This is a genomic window from Kitasatospora gansuensis (genome assembly GCF_014203705.1).
Taxonomy (GTDB): domain Bacteria; phylum Actinomycetota; class Actinomycetes; order Streptomycetales; family Streptomycetaceae; genus Kitasatospora; species Kitasatospora gansuensis.
The window spans coordinates 286,302-300,769 of record NZ_JACHJR010000001.1; the positions used below are offsets into that span (position 1 = coordinate 286,302).

The 14,468-nt window shown below is 72.9% G+C and carries 17 protein-coding genes; 9 read left to right on the forward strand and 8 right to left on the reverse strand.

Features of this window, described 5'->3' with window-relative positions:
* Positions 1–59 precede the first annotated feature (59 nt).
* The 5 genes from F4556_RS01400 to F4556_RS01420 all read right to left on the reverse strand — a co-directional run bounded on the left by F4556_RS01400 (position 60) and on the right by F4556_RS01420 (position 5,284).
* Complete coding sequence (locus F4556_RS01400; protein ID WP_184910920.1) at positions 60–2,117, reverse strand: galactose-binding domain-containing protein; 2,058 nt, start codon at positions 2,115–2,117, stop codon at positions 60–62.
* A gap of 97 nt (positions 2,118–2,214) precedes the next feature.
* Entirely contained in the window at positions 2,215–2,910 is a 696-nt protein-coding gene (locus tag F4556_RS01405; RefSeq protein WP_184910922.1) for a DUF4328 domain-containing protein, read from the reverse strand.
* Positions 2,911–2,960: 50 nt separating this feature from the next.
* Entirely contained in the window at positions 2,961–4,085 is a 1,125-nt protein-coding gene (locus F4556_RS01410; protein ID WP_246510944.1) for an AI-2E family transporter, read from the reverse strand.
* An 87-nt stretch (positions 4,086–4,172) separates the two neighbouring features.
* Positions 4,173–4,865, reverse strand: coding sequence for a glycerophosphodiester phosphodiesterase (locus F4556_RS01415; protein ID WP_313068103.1), 693 nt, complete (start codon positions 4,863–4,865; stop codon positions 4,173–4,175).
* A gap of 2 nt (positions 4,866–4,867) precedes the next feature.
* On the reverse strand, positions 4,868–5,284 hold the full coding sequence (locus F4556_RS01420; protein ID WP_184910924.1) for a TOBE domain-containing protein: 417 nt from the start codon (positions 5,282–5,284) through the stop codon (positions 4,868–4,870).
* Between the two features lie 178 nt (positions 5,285–5,462).
* On the opposite strand from F4556_RS01420, the gene F4556_RS01425 reads away from it, so the two are divergent.
* Positions 5,463–5,657, forward strand: coding sequence for a hypothetical protein (locus F4556_RS01425; RefSeq protein ID WP_184910926.1), 195 nt, complete (start codon positions 5,463–5,465; stop codon positions 5,655–5,657).
* Positions 5,658–5,678: 21 nt separating this feature from the next.
* Here the strand turns inward: F4556_RS01425 and F4556_RS01430 are convergent, their stop codons facing one another.
* The gene (locus tag F4556_RS01430; RefSeq protein ID WP_184910928.1) at positions 5,679–6,857 is read right to left on the reverse strand and encodes an ROK family transcriptional regulator; all 1,179 of its coding nucleotides are present in this window, start codon (positions 6,855–6,857) and stop codon (positions 5,679–5,681) included.
* 84 nt (positions 6,858–6,941) lie between these two features.
* On the opposite strand from F4556_RS01430, the gene F4556_RS01435 reads away from it, so the two are divergent.
* Complete coding sequence (locus F4556_RS01435; protein WP_184910930.1) at positions 6,942–8,141, forward strand: MFS transporter; 1,200 nt, start codon at positions 6,942–6,944, stop codon at positions 8,139–8,141.
* Positions 8,142–8,196: 55 nt separating this feature from the next.
* Here F4556_RS01435 and F4556_RS01440 read toward each other — a convergent pair whose 3' ends face one another.
* Positions 8,197–8,391: a hypothetical protein gene (locus F4556_RS01440; RefSeq protein WP_184910932.1), complete on the reverse strand. Its 195-nt coding sequence runs from the start codon at positions 8,389–8,391 to the stop codon at positions 8,197–8,199.
* Positions 8,392–8,573: 182 nt separating this feature from the next.
* On the opposite strand from F4556_RS01440, the gene F4556_RS01445 reads away from it, so the two are divergent.
* The 3 genes from F4556_RS01445 to F4556_RS01455 are packed head-to-tail and all read left to right on the forward strand — an operon-like array spanning position 8,574 to position 10,611.
* The gene (locus tag F4556_RS01445; RefSeq protein WP_184910935.1) at positions 8,574–9,434 is read left to right on the forward strand and encodes a helix-turn-helix domain-containing protein; all 861 of its coding nucleotides are present in this window, start codon (positions 8,574–8,576) and stop codon (positions 9,432–9,434) included.
* Positions 9,403–9,618, forward strand: coding sequence for a DUF397 domain-containing protein (locus F4556_RS01450; protein ID WP_184910937.1), 216 nt, complete (start codon positions 9,403–9,405; stop codon positions 9,616–9,618). The genes F4556_RS01445 and F4556_RS01450 overlap by 32 nt, the downstream gene beginning before the upstream one ends.
* A 60-nt stretch (positions 9,619–9,678) precedes the next feature.
* On the forward strand, positions 9,679–10,611 hold the full coding sequence (locus F4556_RS01455; protein ID WP_184910939.1) for a deoxyribonuclease IV: 933 nt from the start codon (positions 9,679–9,681) through the stop codon (positions 10,609–10,611).
* 95 nt (positions 10,612–10,706) lie between these two features.
* Here the strand turns inward: F4556_RS01455 and F4556_RS01460 are convergent, their stop codons facing one another.
* Entirely contained in the window at positions 10,707–11,633 is a 927-nt protein-coding gene (locus tag F4556_RS01460) for a quinone oxidoreductase family protein (protein ID WP_184910941.1), read from the reverse strand.
* Positions 11,634–11,715: 82 nt separating this feature from the next.
* Here F4556_RS01460 and F4556_RS01465 point away from each other — a divergent pair, with 82 nt between their 5' ends.
* The 4 genes from F4556_RS01465 (at position 11,716) to F4556_RS01480 (ending at position 14,325) form a co-directional block, all read left to right on the forward strand.
* A complete protein-coding gene (locus F4556_RS01465) occupies positions 11,716–12,159 on the forward strand; it encodes a MarR family winged helix-turn-helix transcriptional regulator (RefSeq protein ID WP_184910943.1) in 444 nt (147 codons plus the stop codon).
* Between the two features lie 76 nt (positions 12,160–12,235).
* A complete protein-coding gene (locus F4556_RS01470) occupies positions 12,236–12,745 on the forward strand; it encodes a DinB family protein (protein ID WP_184910945.1) in 510 nt (169 codons plus the stop codon).
* A 51-nt stretch (positions 12,746–12,796) separates the two neighbouring features.
* A complete protein-coding gene (locus F4556_RS01475) occupies positions 12,797–13,585 on the forward strand; it encodes an alpha/beta fold hydrolase (RefSeq protein ID WP_184910947.1) in 789 nt (262 codons plus the stop codon).
* A 32-nt stretch (positions 13,586–13,617) separates the two neighbouring features.
* Positions 13,618–14,325, forward strand: coding sequence for a TVP38/TMEM64 family protein (locus tag F4556_RS01480; RefSeq protein WP_184910949.1), 708 nt, complete (start codon positions 13,618–13,620; stop codon positions 14,323–14,325).
* Positions 14,326–14,468 lie beyond the last annotated feature (143 nt).

The following is a 14,468-nucleotide window of genomic DNA, read 5'->3' on the forward strand; positions in this document are numbered from 1 at the left end:
CCGTGCTCGAGGAGGTGCGGCCGGACCGGCGGGTGCCGGTCCGGCCGCACCGGCGGCGGTCAGGTGCTGTAGACGCCGACCTCGTACAGGGAGTAGCCCCACTGGGTGCCGCGCTGCACCCCGTGCACCCGGATCTGACGGGCCGGCACCCCGGCGAACTGCGCGGTGTCCAGGCCGCCGTCACCGGTCGTGGTGGACCAGACGGTCTGCCAGTTCGTGCCGTCCGGGGAGACCTCGATCCGGTACGCCTTGCCGTACGCCCGCTCCCAGGCCAGCGTGACCCGCTTGACCAGGTGCTCGGAGCCGAGGTCGATCTGCAGCCACTGGTCGTCGCTCCAGTCGCTGGCCCAGCGGCTGCCCCCGTCACCGTCCACGGCCCGCCCGGACGCGTAGCTGGTGAACGGGTTCGACTCCGCCGAGGCGGCCGAAGTGGGCACGCCCGCGGCCAGGTTGACCCCGGCCCGGTGCTGCTCGGTGGCGCCCCAGGTGCGCAGGTAGGACTCGGCGCCCCGGAACAGGTCGTCCACCACGCCCTGGCCGCCGACCAGCCGGATGTCCTCGATCCAGTCCGGCACCAGACCGTAGTGCGCGGCGCCGTCGGTGTTGATGTCCCAGGTGCGCTGACCCGCCGTCTGCCGGTCGAGCACCGCACCGCCGTCGGTGCTCCGGAACGGGTACTTCACCGGGTTGGCGGTGTTCGCCCCGCGCGGGCCCGGCCAGCCGCCGACGCCGTTCATGTCGGTGCCGTAGCCGTAGCCGACGTTGTACTTGTCCCGCAGCGCGTCGGTGCGCTTGGCCTCCGCGCTGAACGCCTCGGCGCCGTTCATGTACTGGGCGACGAACCCGCCGAGCTGGTAGACCCGCTCGGTCCAGTCCAGGTCCATCCAGCTGTGCGAGGACAGCGCGCCCGGGTACGACTCCGACTCCATGATGTCGAAGGCCCGGCCGGCCGCCTTGACGCTCATGTGGTCGAGCTCCAGCATCATCTTGCGTTTCATCATGCCGCGCACCGCGTACTCGCCGAGCTCGGTCAGCCCGCGGGTGTTGCACTGCGCGTCGGCGGCGTACGAGGGCACCGCCACCCCGGCCGGCAGTTGCTGCTGGGCCTGCGGCGCCGGGGCCAGCCCGATCGGGTGGTCGTGCTGCGGGCCCGCGCACTTCTCGGTCTGCCAGAAGGTGCCGGTGGACAGGAACTGGCCGACGTTGATCGCCGTGCCGAGCGCGCCCTCGTCGAACCGGACCCCGCACAGCGCGTTGTCGAGCTTGTGGCAGAGGAACATGCTGCGCACCCCGAGCCCGTACAGCTCGTCCAGGCCCCGGTCGATGTCCGCCTTGCTGCACTGCCCGACGTCCAGGATCTGCTTGCAGCCGAACGGCTCGGAGGTCTCGACCCCCAGCACCACCGCCAACTTGCCCTGCTGGACCACCTGTCGGGCCTGCGCGGTGTCGGTGACGATCCGGAACCAGCCCTTGCCCGGGCCGCCGTACATGGTGTCGATGTACGCCTGCATCTCGTACGTCTTCTGCGCCTGCAGCCGGATCGAGGTCATCTCGTCGCAGCTGCGGTCCTTGAAGAAGTAAACCGAGCAGATCACGCCGTTGGTGACCAGGTCGTTGACCAGCACCCGCTCGCCGCCGCGCCAGGCCCGCTCGACCCAGGCGTAGTAGTTCTGCTGATGGGTCATCGAGTCGTGCGCGGGCCAGTCCTTGAAGGTGGGCCAGCCGTCCGGGTCGTGCCTGCCGTCGCCGCCCTTGGTGATCATGTCGAAGATCGCCAGGCTGCCGTCGGGGTAGTGCTCCGGACAGTCCTTCAGCGCGTCCGCGACGCCGAGCGGGGAGAACGGCTTGCCGCAGATCAGCCGGCCACCGAACGCCTCGTTGGACATCAGATGGTTGTGCGCGTCGACGAATCCCCGGACCTGCCCCTTGGCGTCCGTCCCCTGGAACGGCGCGCCCGTGACGTTGATCCCGGAGTCCGGCGCCGGACGGGCGGTCGGATTCCACCAGTCGCCCTGGGCCGCCGCCCCGGGCACCGGGACCAGCGCCATCGCCACCAGGGCGAGGAGCAGCGAGAGAACCGCGAGGAGTCTGTGCCTGCTGTACGCGTGTCGAGTCATGATCACCACTCAGTCGTGTTCCGCGTGCACGGTGTGACGAGAATCCCGACTGTTGGACTCCGAGTCAACAGTCCGGGACAAGTGACCTGATAACTCGTCAGACTCCGAGCAACCGCCGCTGCACCCGAGTTACCGAGCCGACCGTGCCGAGCAGGCACGCGATCGCCACCACCGCGGCGGCCAGCCCGCCGAGGGCGAGCGGGAGGAATCCGTCCGCGTCGTTGAACTCGGCCACGCTGCCGAACCCGACCGCCGCGAGGCCAGGCCCCCAGAGCAGCAGCCAGACGAACGTGAGCAGGCCCGCCGGGGCCCGGCCGGGACGGCCGGCGTAGGTGGCCCGGGAGACGTCCCCGACCACCATCGGCCCGAGGACAAAGCTCCCCAGCGGGATGAACCAGGCGCCGACCGTCCACCCGGGCGCCCACTGCGGGTCCGCGCCGGGGATCAGGGCCAGGTTGTGGCGGGCCCGGTTGAGCCAGACCAGGAAGGTGATCCCGATCGCGGAACCGCAGAGCAGCGCCGCCCCGACCAGGCCGAGGCCGATGGCCGCCAGGGTCTCGCCGTGCTCCCGGGCCGACGGTCCCGCGAGCAGCGACTCGCCGTCCCAGGAGTTCTGCCCGCCGTTCCACCAGCGGTTCACGACGGCGGCGGCCAACAGCAGCAGCGCCAGCACGGCCAGCACGGTGATCCCGGTCGCGGGCCCGCCGACCCGTCGGCGGGAGATGGCGGGCGCGGTGCAGTAAGCGCAGTACGCGCCGACCGGACCTGGACGACCACAGTTGTTGCAGGACACAGCCCGTTTCCTCCCCCGTTGAACGCCGCTCCCCGCAGCGCTGCGCGAGCCTACTGCACAGGCTCCCGCGAGTCCTCCGCCCGGCCCCGGTGCGGCCGGCCCGCGGTGCCGCGGAGCACCGAGACGATGCCGAGGCCCGCCGCGCAGAGCGGGACGGCCAGCAGGGCGCCGAGGATGCCCGCCACCCCGGCTCCGGCGACCACGGCGAACATGATGGTGGCCGGGTGCAGTTCGACCGTCCGGCTCTGGATCACCGGCTGCAGGATGTTGCCCTCGATCATCTGCACGGTCAGCACGATGCCGAGCGCCCAGAGCGCGGTGCCGAGACCGCCGTCGGCCAGCGCCACCAGCACCGCGACGGTGCCGGACAGGAAGGCCCCGACGAACGGGATGTAGGCGCCCATGAAGACCAGCGCGCCCAGACCGGGCGCGCCCGGCACCCCGAGGATCAGCAGGCCGACGGTGATGAAGGTGGCGTCGATCAGGGCGATCAGCGTGGTCCCGCGCATGAACCCGGCCGTCGCCTTGAACGCCTGCTGTCCGCAGGCGACCACCGTCTCGGCCTGCGGGCCGGGCAGCATCGAGCGGACCAGGTCACCGCTGCGGTGGCCGTCCCGGAGGAAGAAGAACACCAGGGCCAGCGACAGCACCGCGCCGGTGATCGCCTGGGTGGCCAGGCCGAGGCCCGAGAGCACGCCGCTGGCCAGCGAGCCGACCAGCGAACTGCCGGTCCCCGCCGACTGGGACAGCGCGAACTGCAGCTTCTCGCCGACCGGTCCGAGCCAGTCGGCCAGCTGGTCGCCCGCGTCGCGCAGCGCCGCCGCGATCTGCGGGGCACTGTGCACCAGCGAGTTGGTCAGGATCGCCAGCACCCCGCAGACCACCAGCACCAGCACCGCGCAGGTCAGCCCGGCCGCCGGGCCCCGCTTGACGCCGTGCCGGACCAGCCAGGGCATCACGGGGTAGAGCAGCGCGGTGGCGAGCAGCGAGAGGATCATCGGGATGGTGGCGGCCCGCAGCGCCACGAAGGCGTACACCACCAGGGTGGCCACCCCGAGGAACAGGATGACCGCGAGCGACCAGGCGGCGGTGGCCCGGACCACCGAGGGGAGCATCTGCTGCGCCGAGCGGCGGTCCTCCGACTGCCGCTCCGTCCACCCGGGCTCCGCTGACATGCCGTCTCCGTCCTGGCGCACCGCTGGTGATCAGCTCATCTCAGCACAGGATCTGATGAAATGTCCGTTTCGGCGCGGACCCGGGAGCTATGCGTCCAGGACCCGGCGCAGCAGCCCGATCCGGTTGCTGGTGACCGAGGCCACCCCGGCCCGCAGCAGCCGGGTCATGGTCCGCCGCCGGTCCGCCGTCCAGGCGCTGACGGCCAGTCCGGCCCCGGCCGCCTCGGCCACGTACTCGGCGTCCACCAGGCCGAACGGCGGGTTGAGGTAGCGCGGCCTGAGGTCGGCCAGCAGGGCCGGGACGGGCAGCCGGGGCAGCTTCCAGGTGAGCGACAGCTCGGCCGCCGGGTCCAGCTCCCGGACGGCGAGCATCGCCCCGACCGGGCCGCACCAGCCGACCAGCCCCTCCGCGCCGAGCCCGGCCACCACGGCGTGCGCGGCGGCGGCGGGGCCCGGGTCGTCCAGGTCCACCAGCAGCCGGGCGCCCGGCCGTTCGGCCACCGCCTTGACCGCCTCGGCCAGCGTCGGCACCCGCAGGCCGGGCCCGCCGATCTGCTCCAGCTCGGCCAGCGTGACCCGGCCGACCGGGCGCGGGTCGCCCCAGAGCCGTTCCAGGGTGAGGTCGTGCAGCAGCACCGGGACGCCGTCCCTGGTGAGCTGGACGTCCACCTCGACGGCGTCGGCCCCGGCGGCGAGCGCCGACTCGACCGAGGGCAGGGTGTTCTCGCGGTGGCGGTACGGGTCGCCCCGGTGGGCGACCGCGAGCACGTGGTGAGGCACGGTCAGCTCCGCTCGACCACGACGTTGGTGGACTTGATCACGGCGGTGGCCGGGGCACCCGGCACCAGGTTCAGCTCCTCGGCGGACTCCCGGCTGATCAGCGAGACCACCCGGAACGGACCGGCCTGGATCTCCACCTGGGCTGCGACGTCACCGAGCACCACGTGCGTGACGATCCCGGGGAACCGGTTCCTGGCCGACGAAGGACGGCCCTCCGCCTCGGCGTTCTCCGGCTTGGCCAGCTCCCGGGCGAAGGCGGCCAGTTCGGCCCCGGCGACGATCCGGTGCCCGTGCTCGTCCCGCTCGGCGACCAGCCGCCCGGCGTCCACCCAGCGGCGCACGGTGTCGGCGCTGACGCCCAGCATCGCGGCGGCCTCGCCGATTCGGTACGGATTGACCGGCCGGTCCGCCTGGCCCATGGGCTGCTCCTGTGCGCTGCTGCTCGTCGTTGTCGCCGCCATCCTGCCGTATCAGGCCGCTGATCAGCTAACGGCCAGTCAGCATATTTTTCGGCATTAAACTGAACGAATCGGGCACGATCGAATCTGCCGGCCCGTTACCCCGAACAGGCCCGACGCGGATCAGGAGGAGCAGTTCATGGCACCCGAGCCCGTACCGTTCGCGTTCATCGCCGAGGCGGACCGGTACCAGAGCAACGTCACCCCGCCCCGGCCCGAGCGCCGCTCGGCGAAGGCGGTCTGCGGCGGGGTGCTGATCACCGTGGTCCTGATCGCCGGCCTGCTGGCCGCCGTCGCGCTCGGCATGCCCGCCCTCCGGCCGCCCACCGCCTGACCGGGCGTCACCTCTACGGCTCTACGGCTCGCCGAACAGGTCCCGCCGCACCGCGTCACCCGCCGTCAGCACCGCGCCCGCGAGCACCGCGCCGCCCCCGGCCGACCCGGCCCGCACCTCGGTCCGGAACGGTGAGAGATCGGCCAGCCGCCGCTCCACCCGCGCGGCCAGCGCGGCCCCGCCGGCCCGGCCGATCTCGCCGCCGAGCACCACACAGCCGGGGTCGATCACCACGCAGACGGCGGCCACCCCGATCGCGATCCGGTCGGCCAGCTCGTCCAGGAAGGCGGTCGCGTCCGCCGCCAGGGCGGACCGCAGCACCTCCTCGGCCTGCTCGACCGGGCCGCCCTCGGGGACGGTCAGCCCGTGCGCCCTGGCCAGTTCGCAGATCGCCGCGCTGGCCACCATCGAGTGGAAGCCGCCGTCGCACCCGGTCGCGTTGGGCAGCATGCCGGTGCCGGGCACCGGTAGGAAGCCGATCTCCCCGGTGCCACCGGAGGCGCCCCGGCGCAACCGGCCGTTCAGCACCACCGAGGCGCCGACGCCGTGGCCGAGCCAGAGCAGCACGAAGTCCTCCCGGCCCTGCGCGGCGCCGATCCGGTGCTCCGCTATCCCGGCCAGGTTCACCTCGTTCTCCAGGATCACCTCGGTCTCCGGCTGGGCCCGCAGGGCGTCCAGCAACTCGGCGTGCCAGCGCGGCAGTTGGCCGGAGTTGTTCAGCACGCCGGTGGTCGGGTCGACCACCCCGGGGGCGCCGACCGCGACGGTGTGCAGGTGCTTGACCCCGACCTGCTCGGCGGCGTCCAGCAGCGCCCGTACGGTGCGCTCGGCCAGGTCGTCGCCGTGCTCGGGGCCGGCCGGGATCTCGGCCGTGGCCAGCGTCCGGCCGGTCAGGTCGGCGATCACCAGGGAGACCCCGGTGGAGCGGACGTCGATGCCGCCCAGGTGCGCGCGGTCGGCCACCAGGGCGTACAGCCGGGCGTTCGGACCGCGCCGCTGCTCGCCGCTCTCGCCGACCACGGCCACCAGGCCGCCGCGCTGGAGCCGCTCCAGCAGGTCGGCCACGGTGGGGCGGGACAGGCCGGTCAGGGTCCGCAGTTCGGGTGCGGTGAGCGGGCCGCGGGTGAGCAGCAGATCGAGTGCCAGTCGATCGTTGATGGCACGGGCGGTGCTCGGCGTGGCCGTGCGCGCGATGGTCATGGGCAAGCATCCTTCCAGAGCTATCTATCAGGGTACCTGCCTGATAGTTTGTCGGGCAGTCATCCAGAAGGGGGAGTCGACGTCATGGACAGCGATCAGCAGGCCCGCCGGGCCAGGGTGCGCATCGCCCTGGTCTTCGCCGTGCACGGGTCGGTCACCGGCAGCTTCGTCACCCGGATCCCGTGGATCCAGGACCACCTGGACCTGAGTGCGGGTCAGCTCGGCCTGGCCCTGGTCGCCCCCGCGCTAGGCGCCTCGCTGTCGATGCCGCTGGCCGGGCGGGTGGTCCACCGGTACGGCGCGCGGGCGGCCGTCCGGGGCCTGCTGGCGCTCTGGTGCCTCTCGCTCGCGCTGCCCGCGCTCTCCCCCAACCTCCCCGCCCTCTGCCTCGCCCTGCTCGCCTATGGCGGCGCCGCGGGGATGGCCGACGTGGCGATGAACGCCCAGGGCGTGGAGGTGGAGCAGCGGCTCGGCCGCTCGATCATGTCCGGCCTGCACGGCATGTGGAGCGCGGGCGGGCTGGTCGCCTCCGGTTTCGGCGTCCTGGCGGCGCATCAACAGCTGGACGCCCGGGTGCAGTTGGCCGTCACGGCGGTGGTGCTCGCCGCGCTCGGCTGGTCGGTCTGCGGCGCGCTGATCGACGTCCGGCCCGCCGAGGACGAGGACGCGCCGCCGCGCTTCGCCCTGCCGCCGCGTTCGGCGCTGGCGATCGGTCTGGTCGGCTTCTGCGCGGTCTTCGCCGAGGGCGCCAGCATGGACTGGGGCGGCGTCTACCTGCGGGACGTCACCGGTGCCTCGCCGACGGTCGCGGCCGCCAGCTTCACCGCCTTCGCCGCCACCATGACGGCGGCCCGGCTGGCGGGCGACCTGGCGGTCCGCCGGCTCGGCCCGGTCCGCGCGGTCCGGGTCAGCGGCTGCGTCGCCACCCTGGGCGGCCTGCTGGTGATCGGCTCCGACTCGCCCTACCTGGCCATCCCCGGCTTCGCGCTGATCGGCATCGGCATCGCCGTGGTCGTCCCGCTCGCCTTCGCGGCGGCCGGGCGCACCGGCGGCAACCCCAGCCGGGCGATCGCGGGCGTCGCCACCGTCACGTACACCTCCGGCCTGGTCGCGCCCGCCGTGATCGGCCTGATCGCCCAGACCACCTCGCTGACCGTCTCCTTCGCGGTGGTCACCGCGCTGACCGCCGCCATGGTGCTCGGCGCGGGCGCCATCCGGCAGCGCCCGTCCGCCGACCCGGCGCCGAGCGGGGAGCCCGACCGCAGGAGCGTGAACGCGGCGTAGTCGCAGGGCGCGGGGCGGACGCCCTGCGCCCGCCTCGTGCGTCAGCACCGAACGACTACCGCAACCCCCAGTCCAGCCGCAGCCGTTCACCCTCGCCGGCCCGGATCGGGCAGTCCGGCATCGGGCAGCCGCACTCGCCGAAGGAGAGCGCCGAGCCCGAGACGTACTCGGCCCGGTCGAACTCCCGCCGCTCGCCCGCCGCCCGCCCGGGCCGCACCCGGTCCTCGGTCCGTTCCGCCAACTCACTCATGGCCGACCTCCGCTGTCGCGCTTTGCCTCGTTGCCCCGCCGACCGTGATCTCGATCGACTAGCTTGGTAACAGGATCGACACGGAGAGCGACCGTTGACAGGGTTGACGGTCCAACAGTCCAGCCGACAGACCCGGCCGCCCTCACCGGCCGGGCCCGCCGACCCGGGGGAACCACGGACAGATGCCCAACCCACGCGAACTCGACCCGTCCGAATCGATGCTCGCGCTGTTCGGCTCCGAACTGCGCGAGCACCGCTCCCGGGCCCGGCTCAGCCAGGAGAACCTGGGTGAGGTACTCGGCTACACCGGATCACTGGTCGGCCAGATAGAGACCGGCCGCCGCACCCCGACCCGGGAGTTCGCCGAACGGCTCGACGGCGCGCTGGAGACCGGCGGGATCTTCTCCAAACTCTGGCCGCACATCACCCGCGGCCAGTTCCCCGGCTTCTTCAAGTCGTACGCCGAACTCGAGCCCCGGGCCTGCCAGATGCTGGAGTACGGCGGCGAACTGATCCCCGGCCTCGGACAGACCGAGGGGTACATGCGGGCGGTCTTCGAGGCCGGGCTGCCACTGGCTCCGCCGGAGACCATCGAGGAGAAGGTGGCCGCCCGGCTGGGCCGCCAGGAGCTGCTTCGTGGTCCAACACGTCCGTTGTTGTGGTGGCTTCTGGCGGAAAATGCCATTCGTCGCCCGGTGGGCGGATTCGGCACGATGGCTGATCAGTTGGGGCACCTGGTTGATCTCGTCCGGTCGCGGATGGTTGTGATCCAGGTGCTGGAGACGTCCAGAGGTGCACACGCGTTGCTGGAGGGGTCCATGACGCTAATGTCCTTTGCGGACGGGATCCCCGACACGGGGTACGTCGAGGCGCCGCACGCCGGTGTGCTGATCGAACACCCGGACACGGTAAGAGAGTTGAGGCTCTCCTACGACCTGGCACGGGCTGACGCCCTGTCACCGGAAGCGTCGCTGAACCTCGTTGAAAAGGTAGCGAAGGAGCACCAACACCATGCTGACGAGCACCGAGCTGAACCGGGCTGACTGGCAGTCGTCCAGCTACAGCGGGGCCTCCGGTGGCAACTGCGTCCAGCCGGCCCTGAATCTCGCGGCCTCGCACGGCGTCGTCCCGGTCCGCGACTCCAAGAACCCGACCGGCCCGCACCTGGAGTTCCCGGTCGGCGCCTGGGCCGCGTTCGCGAGCTGGGCCGCCACCCGGCGGGTCTGACCCGTCCCGGTCCGACCTCCCCCGCATGGCCACGACGGTGCCCCCGCTACCCTCGTGGCCATGAACACCGCAGCTCAGCCGCCCGTTCCCGCCACCCGCAACCCCGTCGGCGCCCATGTGCCGGTGGCCGGTCGCGGGCTGGTCGGCACCGGGCTGGCGTACGCGGAGCGGGTCGGCGCGGAGGCCGTCCAGGTCTTCGTCGCCAACCCGCGCGGCTGGGCCACCCCTTCCGGGACACCCGCGCACGACGCGGCGTTCCGGGCGGCCTGCGCGGACGCCGCCATCCCGGCGTACGTGCACGCCCCCTATCTGATCAACTTCGGTTCCGACTCCACCGCCACCCGGGAGCGCTCCGCCGAATCGCTCTGGCACTCGCTGGCGCGCGGGCACGAGATCGGCGCGCTCGGCGTCGTGGTGCACACCGGCTCCGCCGTCGGCCGGGCCGCCGACGGCGGCTCCCGCTACGCCGAGGCGATGGCCCAGGTCCGCGCGGACGTCCGGCCGCTGCTCGACCAGCTGGACGCACTCGGCGAGGACGCCCCCTGGCTGCTGCTGGAACCCACCGCCGGGCAGGGCAGCTCGCTCTGCTCCCGGATGGAGGACCTGGCCGCGTACGTCGAGGCGCTCGACCACCACCCCCGGGTCGGCGTCTGCCTGGACACCTGCCACGCCTTCGCCGCCGGGCACGACCTGGCCGCCCCCGAGGGCGTCACCGAACTCCTCGACACCCTGCTCGCCGCCGTCGGCCCCGGCCGCCTCCGGCTGATCCACGCCAACGACTCCATGGACGTGGCCGGCGCCCGCAAGGACCGCCACGCCAACATCGGCGCCGGCCACATCGGCGCCGCCGCCTTCGAGCACCTGCTAGCCCACCCGGCCACCGAGGGCGTCCCGCTGATCATCGAGACCCCCGACGGCCGCCACGACCCGGCCCGCATCGAGGGCGCCCGCCACGCCGCGGACATCGCGCTGCTCAAGCAGCTCCGCGGCTGACGCGAGCGCTCCGCCGCGCTCGACACGTCGCCGAGCACCGTCCCGACCTCCGGCAGTTCCTCCCGGACCGGGCCGACGCCCCGTCACGCCGCGCTCTACGGACGGAGCACCACCTTGCCGAGATTGGCCCGGGCCTCGATGATCCGGTGCGCCTCCGCCGCTTCCGCGAGCGGGATCTCGGCGTGCACGGCGGGCCGCAGCCGCCCGGCGAGGGCCAGTTCCCAGAGCTCCTCGCCGTGCCGGTCGTAGCGCTCCCGCTGCGTGCTCGCGAACCGGGCCATGGTGAGGCCGGTGACGGTCTTCGCCCCCGCCAGCAGGTCGAAGGCGGGCACGGTGCCACCCCCGGAGCCGAAGAAGACCATCCGCCCACCGGGCGCGAGCGCGGCCAGCGCGCGCGGCAGCACCTCCCCGCCGACGCCCTCCAGCACCACGTCGACCGGCTCGCCCCAGCTCTCGCTGTCGTACGTGACGACCTCGTGCGCGCCGAGCGAGCGGACGAAGTCGGCCTTCTCCGGTGAGCCCACCGCGGCGACCACCCGTCCGATCCCCCGCAACCGGGCCAGTTGCACGGCGAGATGCCCGACGCCACTCGCGGCACCCGTGATCAGGACCGACTCCCCCGCCGTGGGCCGGGCGGTGGCGAGCGCGGCCAGCGCGACGTGCCCGCTGCGCACCAGGGCGAGCGCCTGCACGTCCGACACCCCGTCCGGTATCCGCTCGGCCAACACGGCTGGTGCGGTGGCCAGTTCGGCGTACGAACCGGTGAAGCTGATGGCCGTGACGCGGTCCCCGACCCGGAATCCGGTCACCTCAGGGCCGAACCCGACCACCTCACCGGCGAGTTCGCCGCCGAGCAGCCCCGGCAGGTCGCTGCCGCCGCGCACCTTGCGGACGTTCGGCAGTGTGACGCCGATCGCCCGGGTGCGGATCAGCAGGTCGCCCGGGCCGGGCTCGGGAGCCTCGGCCTCCTCGATGCAGAGCACCTCGGGGCCGCCGTGCCGGTGATAGCGGACTCGTCGCATGAACACCTCCAGATCGTTGGTGACCCCAACGATATCAGCAGATCGTTGGCTCTCCCAACGATTTCCCGGCTATCCTGCCCGCATGGACGAAGCCCCCTACGCACCCGCCCGGATCCGGCAGTTGCCCAGTTGGCTGCTCGGCCGCGCCGCCGCCCGCGGCCATCAGCTGGTCGCCCGGGCACTGGCCGAGGAAGGGCTGCGGATGACCCACCACGCCGTCCTGTCGGCCATCGCCGAGCTCGGACCGGTCTCGCAGGCGCAGCTGGGGCGGTCCCTGCGCATCGACCCCAAGGACATCGTCGCCATCGTCAACGACCTGCAGGGCGAGGACCTGGTGACCCGCGCACCCGACCCCGCGGACCGCCGCAAGAACGCCGTCACCGTCTCGGCGGCCGGCCGACGGCGGCTGCAGCGCACCGAACGCCTGAGCGACCGGGCGAACGAGGAGCTGACGGCCGCTCTGACCCTTGCCGAGCGCGAGCAGTTGACCGCTCTGCTCACCCGGCTGATCCAGCCGGAAGGCTGACGGCCATACTGGGCCCCGCGCATCAGCACGGAGCGCATCACACGGAGCCCATCAGCACGGACGAGGAGCACGAACAGTGACCGACGACACCCGGATCGGCCCCCCGAACTTCGGCAGCGAGCGCGAGATGCTGCGCGCCTTCCTCGACTTCCACCGGGCCACCCTCGCGATGAAGTGCGCGGGGCTGACCGACGAGGAGTTGCGGCAGCAGTCCAGCCCGCCCTCCACCCTCTCGCTGCTCGGCCTGGTCCGGCACCTGGCCGAGGTGGAACGCGCCTGGTTCCGCCGGGTGTTCGAGGACAATGAGGCCCCGATGGTCTGGTCCGAGAAGATCGACTTCCAGGCCGCCTACGACGCCAGCAACTCCACCCGGGCGGAGGCGTTCGGCGCCTGGGAGGCCGAGGTGGCGAACTCCCGCCGGATCGAGCAGGCCGCCGAGTCGCTGGACCTGGCCGGATACCAGCCGCGGTGGGAGGAGGAGGTCTCACTGCGGATGGTCATGGTGCACGTGCTGCTCGAGTACGGCCGCCACAACGGGCACGCGGACTTCCTCCGCGAGGGCATCGACGGCACGGTGGGCGCCTGAGCTGTACAAATGTGCTGGCGCCGCACCGAGAGGCAGTGCGATCATCCGCTGATGATCACACTCGCCGACGACCTCGGCCATCTCTCCTACACCGTCACCGGAGAGGGCTCACCCGTCCTCCTGGTGCACGCCGGCGTCACCGACCACCAGCTCTGGGACCCGGTCGTGCCCGCCCTCGCCGAGCGGCACACCGTCATCCGGTACGACCTGCGCGGCTTCGGGGAGTCCGCTCCCCCGTCCGGGCCGTACCGCGACACCGACGACCTGCGCCGCCTGCTGGACCACCTCGGCCACCGGCGGGTGGACCTGGTCGGCACCTCCTGGGGCGGCCGGATCGCCCTGGGCTTCGCCGACGCCCACCCGGACCGGGTGCGGTCGCTGACCATGCTGGCCGCGATGTGGCCCGGGTACGACTGGTCGGCGGAGATGCACGCGTACGACGAGGCCGAGACGGCGGCGCTGGCGGCGGGCGACCTGGAGGCCGCCGTCTCGGTCAACCTCGACATGTGGCTGCGCGGCCCGTCCCGCACCTGGGCGGAGGTCGGCCCGGACCTGGCCGAGCGACTCCGCGGCCCGGTCCGGGCGTCCCTCGTGCACCAGGACACCCGGGGCGAGCACTCCGAGGGCGTCGAGCCCGTCGACCTCGCCGGCGTCACCGTGCCCACTCTGGTCGGGATCGGCCTGCTGGACGTCGCCGACTTCCAGGACATCTCCCGCCGGTACGCCGCCGGGATCCCCGGCGCCCGCCTGGTCGAGTTCCCCACCGCCGCTCACCTGATCCCGCTCGACGCGCCCGCCGAACTGCTCGCGGCGCTGCGTCCGTTCCTCGACGGGGTGTGAGTCCGCGTCCGGGCGGAACGTAGACTCGCCGGGTGCCTGTCGTTTCGCGCGTGGTCCGGTCGCCTTGGTTCCGGTTGGGGGCGCTGCTCGCGGTGCTCGCGGCGGCGGCCGGTTCCCTGCTGCTCTGGAGCCCGACCGAGCTGCTGCGGGACGGCGTCCCGATCCCGGTCTTCCTGCTGGTCTACGCGGTGGCCACGCTCGCCTTCGTACCCAAGCCCGCCCTGAACGGCGCGGCCGGCGCGGTGCTCGGCACCGCCCAGGGCGTACCGGTGGCCGTCGCGGCGACCACGCTCGGCGCCCTGCTCGGGTTCTGGCTGGGACGGGCCCTCGGCCGGGACGCGGTGCGACCGCTGCTGCGTGGCAAGCTGGCCGCCGCCCTGGACCGGCGGCTCAGCGAGCACGGCTTCCGCAGCATGCTGCTGGTCCGGGTGGTCCCGGGGGTGCCGTTCCAGGCCGCGAACTACGCCGCCGCCTTCTCCGAGGTCCGGGTCCTGCCGTACACCGTCGCCACCGCGCTGGGCGTCGCACCGGGCACGGCCGCGTACGTGATCGCCGGGGCCAGCGCCGGACAGCCGAGCTCCCCGGCCTTCCTGATCTCGGCCGCCGTGATCGTGCTGATGTGCCTGTTCACCCTGGTGTCCGCCTGGCGGGCGTACCGCCGCTCCCGCCGCCGGCCGGCCACCGCCGCGCTCCCTGACGAAGCGCCAGTGCTCACCGCCGTTCCCTCGACCGGCCCCTGACGGACCGTTCAATTCACTGTCCACTGTCGGTGTGATCCGCCAGGATGGGACACGCCGGTCCGCTCCCCGGGCCGATCGGCGACACGACCGGTGGGCCAATCCGTTACAGGACTGTTGACGAACAGTCAACTGTGGCCTGACGC